Annotated in this window: 15 protein-coding genes; 9 read left to right on the top strand and 6 right to left on the bottom strand. The window is 57.3% G+C overall.

The genetic code is table 11. The features are described 5' to 3' along the window. The 3 genes from IB244_RS01990 to IB244_RS01980 are packed head-to-tail and all read right to left on the bottom strand — an operon-like array spanning position 1 to position 1,334. The gene (locus tag IB244_RS01990; protein ID WP_169682419.1) at positions 1 to 528 is read right to left on the bottom strand and encodes an arsenate reductase ArsC; all 528 of its coding nucleotides are present in this window, start codon (positions 526 to 528) and stop codon (positions 1 to 3) included. Positions 529 to 543: 15 nt separating this feature from the next. After that, positions 544 to 987, bottom strand: coding sequence for an arsenic resistance N-acetyltransferase ArsN2 (gene arsN2 / locus IB244_RS01985; protein WP_169682421.1), 444 nt, complete (start codon positions 985 to 987; stop codon positions 544 to 546). Continuing rightward, positions 975 to 1,334 carry a helix-turn-helix transcriptional regulator gene (locus tag IB244_RS01980; protein ID WP_169682423.1) on the bottom strand — a complete coding sequence of 120 codons (360 nt, stop codon included), beginning with the start codon at positions 1,332 to 1,334 and terminating at the stop codon, positions 975 to 977. The genes arsN2 and IB244_RS01980 overlap by 13 nt, the downstream gene beginning before the upstream one ends. Before the next feature lie 352 nt (positions 1,335 to 1,686). Between IB244_RS01980 and IB244_RS01975 the strand changes: the two genes are divergently transcribed. Beyond that, positions 1,687 to 2,343: an HAD-IA family hydrolase gene (locus tag IB244_RS01975; RefSeq protein WP_169682425.1), complete on the top strand. Its 657-nt coding sequence runs from the start codon at positions 1,687 to 1,689 to the stop codon at positions 2,341 to 2,343. A gap of 357 nt (positions 2,344 to 2,700) precedes the next feature. Here IB244_RS01975 and IB244_RS01970 read toward each other — a convergent pair whose 3' ends face one another. The 3 genes from IB244_RS01970 to IB244_RS01960 form a co-directional block, all read right to left on the bottom strand. Continuing rightward, positions 2,701 to 3,174, bottom strand: coding sequence for a nucleoside deaminase (locus IB244_RS01970; RefSeq protein WP_169682428.1), 474 nt, complete (start codon positions 3,172 to 3,174; stop codon positions 2,701 to 2,703). Positions 3,175 to 3,836: 662 nt separating this feature from the next. After that, positions 3,837 to 4,196: a Rid family hydrolase gene (locus tag IB244_RS01965; protein WP_169682429.1), complete on the bottom strand. Its 360-nt coding sequence runs from the start codon at positions 4,194 to 4,196 to the stop codon at positions 3,837 to 3,839. A 109-nt stretch (positions 4,197 to 4,305) separates the two neighbouring features. Further along, complete coding sequence (locus tag IB244_RS01960) at positions 4,306 to 5,166, bottom strand: LysR substrate-binding domain-containing protein (protein ID WP_169682431.1); 861 nt, start codon at positions 5,164 to 5,166, stop codon at positions 4,306 to 4,308. Between the two features lie 300 nt (positions 5,167 to 5,466). Here IB244_RS01960 and speB point away from each other — a divergent pair, with 300 nt between their 5' ends. From speB to IB244_RS01920, 8 genes are all read left to right on the top strand, one after another. Further along, positions 5,467 to 6,528 (top strand): agmatinase, encoded by a 1,062-nt coding sequence (gene speB / locus IB244_RS01955; RefSeq protein WP_113161497.1) that lies wholly within the window; start codon positions 5,467 to 5,469, stop codon positions 6,526 to 6,528. A 57-nt stretch (positions 6,529 to 6,585) separates the two neighbouring features. Continuing rightward, positions 6,586 to 7,371, top strand: coding sequence for a transporter substrate-binding domain-containing protein (locus IB244_RS01950; RefSeq protein WP_192303132.1), 786 nt, complete (start codon positions 6,586 to 6,588; stop codon positions 7,369 to 7,371). Between the two features lie 36 nt (positions 7,372 to 7,407). Then, complete coding sequence (locus tag IB244_RS01945; protein ID WP_169682437.1) at positions 7,408 to 8,076, top strand: amino acid ABC transporter permease; 669 nt, start codon at positions 7,408 to 7,410, stop codon at positions 8,074 to 8,076. Continuing rightward, complete coding sequence (locus IB244_RS01940) at positions 8,073 to 8,720, top strand: amino acid ABC transporter permease (protein WP_169682438.1); 648 nt, start codon at positions 8,073 to 8,075, stop codon at positions 8,718 to 8,720. The genes IB244_RS01945 and IB244_RS01940 overlap by 4 nt, the downstream gene beginning before the upstream one ends. A gap of 402 nt (positions 8,721 to 9,122) precedes the next feature. Beyond that, positions 9,123 to 10,760 carry a phosphoethanolamine transferase gene (locus tag IB244_RS01935; RefSeq protein ID WP_169682440.1) on the top strand — a complete coding sequence of 546 codons (1,638 nt, stop codon included), beginning with the start codon at positions 9,123 to 9,125 and terminating at the stop codon, positions 10,758 to 10,760. Positions 10,761 to 10,807: 47 nt separating this feature from the next. Then, complete coding sequence (locus tag IB244_RS01930; RefSeq protein ID WP_169682443.1) at positions 10,808 to 11,161, top strand: response regulator; 354 nt, start codon at positions 10,808 to 10,810, stop codon at positions 11,159 to 11,161. A 707-nt stretch (positions 11,162 to 11,868) separates the two neighbouring features. Next, positions 11,869 to 12,630: a carboxy-S-adenosyl-L-methionine synthase CmoA gene (gene cmoA, locus IB244_RS01925; protein ID WP_062370145.1), complete on the top strand. Its 762-nt coding sequence runs from the start codon at positions 11,869 to 11,871 to the stop codon at positions 12,628 to 12,630. An 11-nt stretch (positions 12,631 to 12,641) separates the two neighbouring features. After that, positions 12,642 to 13,391: a methyltransferase family protein gene (locus IB244_RS01920; RefSeq protein ID WP_169682445.1), complete on the top strand. Its 750-nt coding sequence runs from the start codon at positions 12,642 to 12,644 to the stop codon at positions 13,389 to 13,391. Positions 13,392 to 13,455 lie beyond the last annotated feature (64 nt).

The following is a 13,455-nucleotide window of genomic DNA, read 5'->3' as shown; positions in this document are numbered from 1 at the left end:
TCACTCGGCCTTTGCGGGTTTGACGGACGCGCCTTCGAGCGAACCGATCTGCCGGACATGCTGTTCGAGCGCCATGCGGTCGATGGAAGCCAGCGGCAGGTTGATGAAGGCGGTAATGCGGTTCTTGAGGAAGCGCGCGGCCTGCGCGAAGGCGCGTTGGATGTCGACCTCGCTTCCGACCACGGCGGCAGGGTCCGCGACGCCCCAGTGCGCGGTCATCGGGTGACCGATCCAGACCGGGCAGGCTTCTCCAGCGGCGCTGTCGCAGACCGTGAAGATGAAATCCATCTCGGGTGCTCCGGGTTTAGCGAAGACGTCCCAGCTTTTCGATGAGAAACCCGTCGAGGGATAGCCGAGGGCGTCCAGCTCCTTGAGCGCATGCGGGTTGACTTCGCCCTTGGGCTGGCTGCCGGCGGAGAATGCCCTGAAGCGACCAGCGCCTTCCTTGTTGAGTATGGACTCAGCGAGGATCGAGCGTGCGGAATTGCCCGTGCACAGGAAGAGCACGTTGTAAGTCTTGTCGGTCATGGTCGTGTTCCGTGGTTAGGTCGCAGGCCGCCTGGTCAGTTTCATGATCGTCGCCGACGCGGGACAGAGCCCCGAGAGCTGGCGGGTGGAAAGGATCGCTTGGGGAACTTGATCGCGGCCAATAGCCGTAAAGCCGAGGTGCTCGAAAAACCGTGCAGCGTTGGTGGTCGCGAGATAGACGGCGGATCCGTTTGGCGTTCGCGTGATCGTCATTGCCGCGAGGCGGCGGCCATATCCCTGTGACCTGAACGCCGGTAGGATCACCATAGACCGCAGGAGAACAGCATCGTGCGAGGCCGCTTCGATCCCGGAGTAGCCAATGATCTGGTTCTCGGTGTCAGCGAGCCGGAAGAATGATCGCCCCGGTTCGCCGATGTCGTCGATCGGTAGCCCAGCTGCCGCAAGACCGGTCGTCAGCTCGTCAGAAACACTGATCGGATCGAGTTTCAGTTCACGCACGGCCCGGTCTCCGGCAAACAGCAGGGTGTGAGGTCGGCGATCAGCGGAGCGCACAGCTCTGCATTTCCGCCGCAGCAGTCCTTGAGCAGAAAGAGCGTGAGTTCGCGGAAACCTTCCAGATCCGCCCGGTAGATGATGGACCTGCTGCGTCGCTCGCTCTTGACGATGCCCGCCCTCGAAAGGGTCGCAAGATGGGCAGACATGGTGTTCTGGGGGACATCCACCATTCGCGCCAATTCCCCGGCCGGAATGCCGTCCGGCTCGGACTTCACAAGCAAGCGGAAGGTTTCTAGTCTTGTCGTCTGCGCCAGGGCGGCAAGCGCCGCAATTGCCAATTTCGATTCCATATATCCAGAATAACGGATGTATTTTTAGTGTCAACTGCTACCTGCGGACACGCGGCGTACCGATACGTTCATCGACGAAATGGCGTCGCAACTAGTGTCTCGCCAAGCGTGATCTGCCGAGCTCTGCCACCGAGTTTGAGGGCCTTAAAGCGCCTTGGTCATTGACGGGTTAGACGATCAGCACTATGCGGTCCAGGCGTCTGAGAAAAGGATCCGAGCAGGCGTCACCGTCCGGTGAATAGCGCGGCGCCGGCAACGGCAACGCCCAACACTCCAGTCCGCACGTCAATGGGAACCGCGCCTGGACGGCACATTCCTTTCAATTACTCGTTCATCAGGCAGAAGAGAAAGAATGTTATCGTACAATCCGCTCGAAACCCAATCCTTTGACGCGTTCCTGTTCGACATGGACGGAACGATCCTCGATTCCAGTGCTGCGTCAGAGCGCGTCTGGGGAGGCTGGGCAAGGGACAACGGAATTCCGACACCGCCCTATCATGGTCGGCGGGTGGAGGACACGATGGTTGACCTGAGGGCTTCGGGAATTGATCCGAAAAGGGCCGCCGCCGAAATCACAGAACGCGAGCTCGCGGATCTCGACGGCGTTGTTCCAATCCCCGGAGCGCTCGAGTTCCTGACATCGCTTCCAAGTGGGAAATGGGCGGTAGTGACCTCTGCTCCGAAGGAGCTCGCATTGAGGCGTATTGCAGCCGCCGGCTTGCCGCAACCGATGGCCATCATTGCCGCGGAGAATGTAATTCGAGGAAAACCGAAGCCCGACCCGTTTCTTGCCGGCGCCGAACTTCTTTCCGTTTCTCCCACGCGATGCCTGGTCTTCGAGGATGCTGACGCGGGGATACATGCCGCGGAGGCTGCTGGTGCCTCTGTTGTTGTTATTACCCACACCAACAGTGCGACCCTCCAGAACCGGCCGGCCGTGCCTGACTACTTGGGTCTGCGTGCCCTGGTGGTGGGAGCGTCACTGGCAGTTGCGCGGACCCAGCGCTGAGTGCAATGACCGCGGGGAGCGCGGACCATAGGCTGTTACCGGGTTCGGCCAGCGATCACTTAGACAAACGTTGGCTCGGGATCTGGGTCGATCTTAAGGCGTTTCGCTCCCCGGGAGCGACCTTCAGGCCATTGGACGCCGAAACGCGTTGATCGCAGATTCTTTAGCTGTCAAATATTGGCTCCGGTGAAGATTTCGAACGGCAGCATATGCTGTGAGACGACTGGCGTGCGGTGCGTGTCCAGCGATCGGCGGCGAGGTCCAGGATGCAAAGCTGACAATCGGCGTCGACGTAGCCTTGGAGCGGGCTGGTACATATGACGGGTACGAAGACGGAGGGGACAAACGTTGATCTGGCTATGCCCTGCCAAGATGCTTCGGCCAGAATTCCTGATGTACTTTTGCGGCTTCGTCTTGAAGGTTCGTCGGACCAACCACGGTGACGACGCGCGCGCCGGTTTGCAAAATCGACCGGCTCGGCACGTTCAACCCGATCCCAGCGATCTCGCCAAGCCGCGTTTCCGAGCACGCAAACACCATGCGCCCGATACCCGACCAATAAATTGCCCCCGAGCACATCGCGCAAGGCTCCGTGCTGGTGTAAATCGTGCAGTGATCGAGAAAAGCAGTATCGTAGTGCTTCGCCGCCAGCTTAACCAAATTCATCTCGGCGTGGTTGGTCATGTCGTGGCCGGTATAGACACTGTTTTCAGCGCGCAGGATTATGTCGCCGTCCTTGACCAGCAGCGACCCAAACGGTTCGTCGCCGTGTTCCACCGCGGATTTCGAAAGTGCAATTGCCTCGTGCAAAAATGGCTCGTGGTTTTCCATCGAAACCTCCCCAAACACTAGAGCGGCTTGAATTTGACTTGAATCGAAGGGATTTCCAAGATGCTGCTAATGATCCTGGCGGATAATTTGGCGTTCCGCGCTTGGATGGGCGACACCGTGGGCGGGTAACGAGTGCCGATAGCCACCATGCTCTCCTTGAGAGGTTGCCTAGGCCGCATGTTGTCGATGATTTTGGTTTCCGCTCCCGCCCCGATAGTCAAAGACATGCCGACGTGATGCCCCATCACGTCAAGCTCTCTTCAACCGCGTATTCCTTTGCCCATTGTCATATCGGGTTGAATTGTTTTCTTGAGCTTTCACTTTAATCGCCTGATGGCAAAGTCACCGCCATCCAAGGCACACCTTGCAGAGGAAAATGACGACGGTTTAGGTGAAATCAAGGTCTCGAGCATACTGCCACGATGGTTCCAAGCGGCCATCCCATCGTCGCGCCGTTACGGCTGAGTACCGGTTGACGGATTTGCCGGAGCGGCGGCCGGCGGGGTTACGGGAATCACTGGCTTCGGAAAAGATCGAGAAATCGGGGGCGTTGTGGATGCTGTTGAAGTTGGGTCGGTTGCAGTGCCACCCCTCTGGATCCATGCAAATGCAGCTACCAAAATGATGGCGGCCAGAGCAATCCAGGGACCCCAGGCTCCGCCTCACGGCGAGGCAAACTCATCGGTTTTCCGCCAAGCGATCACGTCTACCCGGATATCGCACAAGCGCGGCAGTGTCCTATCTTCAAAAGTGGTTCTCCGAGGTGTCGTGCCGGCAGCTACCCATCCTTCCCAAACGGCATTCATTTCGTCAAAACCCATGAGATCCCGAAGCCAGATATTTGCTTGAATCAGTTCGTCCCTATCGGTGCCCGCCTCTTTGAGAAGGGCATCAATGCGATGAAGAATTTCGGTCGTCTGCGCACTTACGCTGTCCCCCGCGGCGGAGCTGGCGATCTGGCCGATAATATGGACTGTTTGGAGTGGCGACTCCTCGTCCACGGACGAGTGCTCGATAGCCATCGGCCGGTATCCTTGTTTCACTTGGCATGCCGGTTGCTGCCGAAGGTCAGATTGCAGCCATCGCGCCAGTTGAACAGGCTGTTTTATTTTTCGCGGCTATAACGGGTCGTTATGGGCGGTCCGCCATGGCGGTGTGCCGTGACACGAACTCGACAAGATAACGGACGCCCTCGGATGCCTCGGACTGGGCATAGAATCCAATCTCGATCCGCACTGCGCCAGGTAGGTCGGCGGCCTTGTCCAGCGCACGGCATCCCTCGGGGATAGTGGCTTCAAGCATAGGACCGACACCAATGCCGACCCTTACCGCCGTTGCCATCGCGACCAACGTTGAAGCAACGCATGCCGTCTTCCATTTTATGTTCCGCTGCGACAACGTCGCGATGGTGCGGACATTCCAGGGGCAGCTCTCATCAAACATGATCACCGGGAGCGGCCTGCTTGCGTCGACCACGAAATCCGATCTGACGACCCAGGTGAGATACTCGGTCCAGATCAGGATGGGTTTCCGATTGAGGACGGTGATATCGCAAACAACGATATCGAGTTTCCCTTCTTCAAACATCTCTGCCAGACGCCGGTTGGGCTCGACGATTATGTCGATGTCGACCTTGGGGTTCTGAGCCCTGAAGTCACGAAGGATATTTATCAGTCGACTGGCGGCGAAGTCCTCGACGACTCCGAGACGGATGCGCCCTTGAAGTATCTTTCCGGTGAGCCGACGGCCGACCTCGTCGGAAAGGACCACGATCTCTCGGGCGTAGGCCACCATGATCTGGCCGTGAGCGGTGAGCTCAAGTCCCTTGGACGACCGGGAAAAGAGCGTTACTCCGACGAGCTCCTCGAGCTTGCGGATCTGCATGCTCACTGCCGCTTGAGTTCGGTGCAATTTGGCAGCAGCGCCGTTGACCGTGCCGATTTCGGCGACCGTCAGGAACGCCCGCAACAAATATGAATCGAGATCAAGCATTAGGCGGGTTCTTCGTCTGCGTTAAACCAGCCGTGCGACGGTCTCCGTCTTCGGCTAAGCGTGGACATTGTACGATCTGAAGTTCATGCGCAACGGCCAGAAGCTTTGCCGTCGTCTGTAATGTCATAATCGCCCCCCACGTCCAGCTTATAAGGTTTTCTGAACGGACACGCTGCTGAATGCTGCAATGGGAGCGACTTGAGTATCAGAAATCGTTATAGGCCCTCACGAAATATCAAGGTTGTAAAGCCTTTTGGCTCGGCGAATGATGGCATCTCGGATCAAACGGGGGAGCTTATCTTGACGATTGACCAGGATTTTCTGGAGGACCTACGCCGTCGCTTCGGCAATGCCGCCGGCGGTGAAATGCAGGATCCACATTTTCGCGAAGTTGCTGCAAGCGTCTTCAAGGATGGCGACAGCCGCAAATGGCCGTTTGCCGATCCGGCGACCTTCCTTGGCGCGTCCTTCATCGAGAACGGCATCAGGCCGGAGGTTTTGGAGGCCCTCGATGTAGCTCTTATCGGCGTGCCAATGGACCTTGGCGTAACCAATCGAGCCGGATCACGGTTGGGCCCGAGGGCTGTCCGGGCGATCGAACGTGTCGGACCCTACGAGCATGTTCTTCGGGTCGCGCCGATGGGCAAGCTCAAGGTCGCTGATGTCGGTGACGTTCCGATGAGAAGCCGCTTTGATCTCGCCGGTTGCCACGCGGACATCGAGGCCTGCTACCGCATGGTCGCCAATACCGGAGTGATCCCCTTGTCCGTGGGGGGTGACCATTCCATTTCCGGCGCGATCCTCAAGGGATTTGCAAGCCGTACTCCCGTTGGAATGATCCACATCGATGCCCATTGTGATACGGCCGGGCCATATGAGGGCTCGAAGTTCCATCACGGCGCCCCGTTCCGGGAGGCTGTCCTCGCCGGTGTCCTCGATCCCAAGAGAACGATCCAGATCGGCATTCGAGGAGGAGCCGAATACCTCTGGGAATTCTCTTTCGCTTCGGGCATGACGGTTATACACGCCGAGGAAGTCGCGGAGATGGGCATCAAGGCCGTCATCGCGCGCGCCCTCGAGGTTGTCGGTTCCGGCCCGACATATATCAGTTTTGATGTCGACAGCCTGGATCCCGCCTTTGCGCCGGGAACTGGAACACCGGAGGTTGGTGGACTGCTTCCGAGAGAAGTTCTCGCCATGCTGCGCGGGTTCCGAGGCGTTAATCTCGTCGGCGGCGACGTGGTGGAGGTCGCACCGCAGTATGACGCGACTACCAATACTGCCCAGATAGCCGCACAGGTGCTGTTCGAACTGCTTTGCCTTGCCATGTTCAGTCCGTCCGCACGCAAGCGGGCCGCCTGAAACAGTCGGACCTGTCTTCAAAATCCAGAACCAAGAAAAAGGGAACATAAAATGAATATGAGCAAACTAGGAAGAGCCATCGCTGCTGCTGCCGCATTCACTCTGGTCGGACTGTCGGCACATGCCGACGACCTCGCCGACATCAAGGCCGCCGGCCAAATCAGTGTCGGCATTTTCTCTGATTTCCCTCCATTCTCGTCGGCCAGCGCCGACATGAGCCTCAAGGGATATGATGTCGATGTCGCCCAGAGCATTGCCGACAATCTTGGTGTGAAGCTCAACCTCGTAAGCGTCACCGGACAAAACCGAATTGCCTATCTGAACGACAAGCGCGTCGATATTCTGATGAGCGTCGGCTTTTCCAAGGAGCGTGCCGAGGTCATCGATTTTGCTGCTGCCTACGCCCCGTACTACATCGCGGTCATAGGCCCGGCAGCTGTCTCGATCAAAGGCAAGGATGACCTCGCCGACAAGACAATTGCGGTTAACCGCGGCACGCTCGAAGACACCTCGTTGACGGCTGCAGCACCGGCATCGGCAACGATCCAGCGCTTCGAAAACTACAATTCCGTCATACAGGCCTTCATTTCTGGTCAGACCGAGTTGATGGTGGTCGGAAACGATGTTGGAGCGCAGGTCCTGGCACGCCAGGACGCGTTGAAACCCGAGCAAAAGTTCCAGCTCTTGACGTCGCCTTCGCACATCGCCCTCCGCAAGGGCGAGGAGGGTCTCAAGAGCTCCGTCAATGACGTCGTTGCCAAGATGATCTCCGAGGGGAAACTCGACGCAAGCTCGAAGGCCTGGTTGAAGACGCCACTCAACCCTGAAAATCTCAAGGATTGATCGAAATGAGTGCTCTCCGCCGTGAAAGGATTGGCGATGTCCTATAGCCTTGGGTTCGACTGGCTCTGGGGCGGTGCGGGAGCGCTCGCATATGGTGCGGGCATGACGCTTTTCCTGATTGCCTGCACCACCGTCTTCGGGACGGTGCTCAGTGTCTTCGGTGCTGCTGCGCGAAGAGGTCGGTTCGGCTGGTTGCGACGGGCAGTTGGCATCTATGTTGAAGTGATCCGAAACACGCCGTTTCTTGTCCAGCTGTTCTTCATCTTCTTTGGCCTTCCAAGCATTGGAATCCATCTCGATCCTGTAACAGCGGCAATACTCGCCATGACCCTCAACATGGCGGCCTATACGACCGAGGTCATAGGCGCGGGCCTCGATGCGATCCCGAAAGGGCAAAGCGAAGCGGCCCTGGCGCTGGGGCTGAAGCCGAGACACGTGTTTTTCAAAGTCGTCCTGCCCCAGGCGCTAAAGGTAATCTTCCCGGCCCTGACAAGCCAGATCGTCATCATGATGCTGGAATCAGCCGTGGTCTCACAGATTTCCGTTCGGGAACTGGCGCAGGAGGCCGATCTTTTGCAGGCCCGCACGTTTCGTTCATTTGAGACTTATCTGGTCGTAACGATGATCTATCTTGCCATGTCGGCAAGCCTCAGGCGGTTGCTGATCGCTGGCGGTCGTCGGTTTCTTGGGGCGGGAATATCATGATCGAGTTCACGTTCTGGGATATTTTGCGCAATCTTGCCTTCGCGACTCGTTGGACGGTTCTCTTGTCGATCGCCGCCTTTGTCGGCGGGGCAACGGTCGGCATGGCAATCCTCTTTGCTCGGATATCGCAATCCTTTTGGCCACGGCGGTTCGCGTCAGGCTACATAGCGCTTTTCCAGGGAACACCTCTGCTCATGCAGCTTTTCCTGATGTTCTTTGGATTGCCCATGTTGGGATTCCGGATTGAGCCTTGGACGGCTGCCGTGTGCGGGCTGACGCTTTATGCCAGTGCCTATCTGGCCGAGATATGGCGCAGCGGTGTTGAGGCACTTCCGCGTGGCCAGTGGGACGCGGGCGCAAGCCTTGGTCTGCACCGCCTGCAGGAACTTCGGCTTATCATCCTGCCACAGGCTTTCCGGATAACTCGCGCGCCGACCGTCGGGTTTCTGGTGCAGCTGATCAAGAGCACCGCCTTGACGTCCATTCTCGGCTTTGAGGAACTGATGAGGACAGCAAATGCGATCAACAACGCCACGTTCGAGCCCTTCAAGGTTTACGGCCTCGTTGCTGCAATCTTCTTTGCCCTGTGCTATCCGTTGACCGAGTACGCGCGAAAGCTCGAGAGAGACGCCCCAATTCGTTGATAACGGCTTAGGGAGAGACCTTACGGATTTCCTGTATCGCACCAGCCATAGATTGGGACCATCCGTTAGCTGGGCTTCCTGCCGGCCTCTATTTTGCCGGCCTTGACTTTGCCTCCGCGCTCAACTCAGGCAGCATTTTGGCGATCGCGGCTCCTCGCCTAATCGAACGCATCGCAAGACATTTATGACGGCGTCCAACATGGGCGGAGGCGTCGCCGTCAGCCAATTTCTGGTACACGCCATCTGCGTCCGTTTCATCCCCTTGGCGACATTGCCGTTGAGCGACGCAAAGGGCTCCCGTGATGGCAGCCGCGACAATCGGATCTCCGTCATCTTCTCCGCTTCAGGTTACTGTCAGCAACCCTCTCCAAAACGCGCGCTTGCAGTGGAGTGGTGAAGCTGATGAAAATGCCCGGACATATGAGCTCGCTGCGGCCGAGGATCGGAAGCGTCCCGCTCTGCATACTGGCAAGCGGCTACATCCTCCTATTCTGCAACAACACGTTCTGGCGGAAGGCAACCGACTATCTCGGAAGCGGAAGCGGTTCGCTATGGGCGTTGTACCTCGCGATGCTGGCCCTGTTCGTCGCCGTAATTACTCCATTTTCGACCAAGTACCTCGTCAAGCCGGTTTTGATCTTCCTGATCCTCGTCGCCGCCTTGGCGTCCCATTTCACTGACACGTTTGGGGCGCTTTTCGACAGTGACATGATCCGCAACGCGATGGAGACAACGCCTGCGGAAGCGCAACACCTGATCACGTCCGAATTCATTGTTCACGTTGCCATCTTCGGGATCCTGCCATCTCTTGTGATCGTCTGGGCGAAGGTTGATCACCGCCCGTTCATGAGAAAGGTTTTCTGGAACCTGACAGCAATCCTCGCCTCACTCGCGATCTTCGGAATCTGTGGCGTGACCTACTCGCGGGAGTATACCGCTGCCGTCAGACAACGGCGAGACATCGCAAAGAGCGTCAATCCCGTCGCGCCGATTGTCAGCACCGCCCGCTACTTCATGAGCGCCGGGAAAGAGGCAGCACTCGTTGTTCAGACCGTCGGAGCAGACGCCACAGTCAAACCGTCAGAACCGCCGATCAACAAGCCGCGGGTTACGATAATTGTCGCCGGCGAGACTGCGCGCGCGGAGAATTTTTCGCTTGGTGGATATCCCCGCGAAACCAATCCGCGCCTCAAGGCCGCAAATGTCATCTATTTTCCAAATACAACCAGCTGCGGCACGGCTACCGCGACCTCTATTCCCTGCATGTTTTCGCGGTTCACTCGTGCGGATTTCACCCACGCAAAGGCTATGGCGAATGAATCACTTCTAGACGTGCTGGCTCATGCAGGAATTGGCGTTGCCTGGTTCGACAACAATACGGGCAGTAAGGGCGTTGCTGATCGTGTCCAATACCTCGACTTGGCGAATTCGAAAGATCCGCGATTCTGCCAGGGAGGCGAGTGCCTGGACGGCATCTTCCTGGACAAGCTTGATGGCTGGTTGGACCATGTCAAAGGCGATAGCGTTCTGGTACTCCATCAGCTGGGCAGCCACGGACCCGCTTACTATCTACGATATCCCGAACATCAAGGTAGGTTCGTTCCCGACTGCCGTACCCCTGAGCTTGGCAAGTGTTCGACCGGGAAGATCGTCAATGCCTATGACAATTCGATCCTCTATACGGACGACTTCATCGCGACCGTCATCGACCGCCTCAAGTCCCGTTCGGGCAAGATGGCGACGGGCCTGATCTACATGTCCGATCATGGGGAGTCCCTCGGCGAGAAGGGGCTCTACCTTCATGGAACACCGTACATGTTTGCTCCCTCGCAGCAGACGCACGTGCCGTTCCTAACGTGGTTTGACAACGACTTCAGTAAGTCGATGGATCTGGACACGGATTGCCTCCGAAGAGAGGCACTTGGCACGACGTCTCACGACAACCTGTTCCACAGCGTGCTCGGTATGATGAACGTGGAGACGTCGGTTTACGACAAGCGGCTCGACGTATTCGCAAAGTGCAGAAGTCGAAATTCGTGAACATCGTTTCCACGCGACAGCAACACAACAGATAGGAGCGCGATCGGGTGAATGTGCTTGTCGTCGAGGACAACATCGACATCGGGGACGCGGTATCGTCTCATATCGTGGCTGATGGGCATTGCGTTGACTGGTGTGTGAACCTGAAGGACGCTGCCTGTCGACTGACATCGAAGAAGTATGACCTGGTGCTTCTGGACCTGTGGCTGCCGGACGGCAATGGCCTATCCCTCCTGCGAGCTATCCGAAGGGAAGGTGACAAGACCCCGGTTATCATCATGACGGCGCAGGACCAATACAGCGATCGACTGGCGGGAATTGAGGGTGGGGCGGACGATTTCCTCGTCAAACCTTTCGACCTAGACGAACTCTCCGCACGAATGAAGAAGATCAGGCGATGAGGCGGGCGTATCACGCAATGAAATGGCCGTTTGGCAAAGCGCGCGCGAGTGAACTCGGCAGTTGCCGATCGGTCAATGTCCTTTGCTTTGCCGCTGTTGGCTACCGCAGGTCTCTTCCATTTCTTGCTTGAAGTCGGTGAGGACGACAGCGGGCTTGGGATCAGACTTTCCTCCTTTCGTCGAAACGCGCGGAGGATGTTGGCCTGCCTCTCGGACCTTCCTGGATCACGACGGCGATGGGGACGCCTCTGTGGAGTGGCGGTTGTTCAGTGCATTACCATGGGCACGGTTGGTCTTTCTGTGGTTTCACGCCGACCGGTCGAAGCCCTGTCCCTTCCTGTTTTGCTTGCAGGCGACTGGCTATCCAGCAACAGCCTGACGTTATAGGCCCGTGGCGACGTTGTGACCGGTCTTTGGCGGTCGGCAATGCAAGTTTTGCGAGCGGTCACGCCATGGTTTCGGGGGCAACCTATCTGGCACAGGCAATTGTCGCCTCCCGATTCCTAGGTGTGCCAGCTTAGTACGTGTGGTGCTCGCGGCTCTTTGGGCGTTCGCGTGCTTGCTCGCCTTCAGGCGTTGCATTCCGCCAGCGGTGTCAATGGCGTCGCTTTCAGGTAGCCGTCAGAATACCGTGACAAATTCGCGGCGCGCCGGGTGTGCAGGGGAAAAGCACGCCCTTTTGACATTGCTATACATTTGGAGCGGACATGACCGATAAGTCTAGCCGTCTTGTGCTGCATACAAATTCGCGTGACGAGGTGTTTGCCGACGAACGCAATGCTGTTGAGGATTTCTCATTCAACTCCACCGTCGCGAATGTCTTCGATGACATGGTGAGCCGCTCGGTCCCGTTCTACGGAGAGATGCAGCGGATGGTTTGCGAGTTGGCCCGGGACTTTGCTCAGCCTCAGTCCAACCTCTACGACATTGGTTGCTCGACGGCCACGACGCTCCTCGCACTCGACCATGTCGTCGACAACCACGTGGACTTCGTCGGTATCGACAATGCCCCGGAGATGCTCAAAAAAGCTGCCGAGAAGATCGAGGAGTCGGGAACAAACCGATCTATCGAGCTCGTCACAGGCGACCTTCACCGCGGCTTCTCCGTGGAAAACGCCAGCGTCGTGACGATGTTGTTAACTTTGCAATTTGTACGTCCGCTCTTCCGCGAGCGGGTCATGAAAACGATCTACGACGGTCTTAACGAACACGGATGCTTGCTGCTGATCGAGAAGTTGACCAGCGAGGACACGACCTTCAACAGGCTCTTCATCGACCACTATTACGACTTCAAGCGGCGTAACGGGTATTCCTCGATCGAAATATCAAAGAAGAGGGAGGCGTTGGAAAACGTTCTCATCCCTTACCGCCTCGAGGAGAACACCCAATTGCTCAAGGAGGTGGGCTTCAAGAGCACGGAAGTGTTCTTCCGTTGGTATAATTTCTGCGGCATCGTCGCGGTTAAGTGAGACAAGAAGCCATGAAGGATCTCATGCTGTCGATCGGGAATTTCTTTTTCAAGTATCGAAACCAGGCGTTTCCACTCATCATCGTCGCATTGTTTGTCGCTGTGCCGCCGGCCGCAACGGTTCTGGGCAGCGCGACGCTCGAACAGTGGAAAGACGCCGCCGCACTGCTCATCATATCCGCCGGTTTGATACTGCGCGCAACCGTGATCGGTTATGCCTATATCAAGCGTGGCGGCCTGAATAAGCGGGTCTATGCCAAGGACCTGGTCACGGAAGGCATGTTCGGTGTTTGCCGCAACCCGTTGTACGTTGGGAACATGCTCATCTACTCCGGGCTCTTCCTGTTCCACGGCAATCCAGTGGTCGTTGCCGTCGGATGCTTGTTGTTCGGGTTTATCTACCAGTGCATCATTTACGCGGAAGAGGAGTTCTTGGCCGACAAGTTCGGGGAGGCCTACAGCGCGTACTGCCGGGACGTCCCCAGGTGGGGGCTCAAGCTGAGTGCATTCTCGGCATCCACGGAAGGAATGGCATTCAATATCAGGCGCGTTATTGCCAAGGACTACTCGACGATGTCGTCAACGCTGATCGCGCTGTTGGCTACCGAGTTCTACAGGGTGGCGGCAGATTCCATATCGGATCAGGAGCTCTCTTATGCGATGGTACTTGTCGGGCTTTTCGTTGCGGTGATTGTGCTTACTGGTCTGGTGAGCTCGATGAAGAAAATGGGTGTCTTTGACGAACTGAAAGCCGCACGCTGAAATCTTCTTCGTGTGAGTTTCCTCGGGCCGAACTGCAGGGCTGGCTAAGGTTCTGGAGTTCGGT

The organism is Rhizobium sp. RHZ02 (genome assembly GCF_014851575.1).
GTDB lineage: Bacteria > Pseudomonadota > Alphaproteobacteria > Rhizobiales > Rhizobiaceae > Rhizobium > Rhizobium altiplani.
This window is presented reverse-complemented; position numbering and strand designations above follow the sequence as displayed.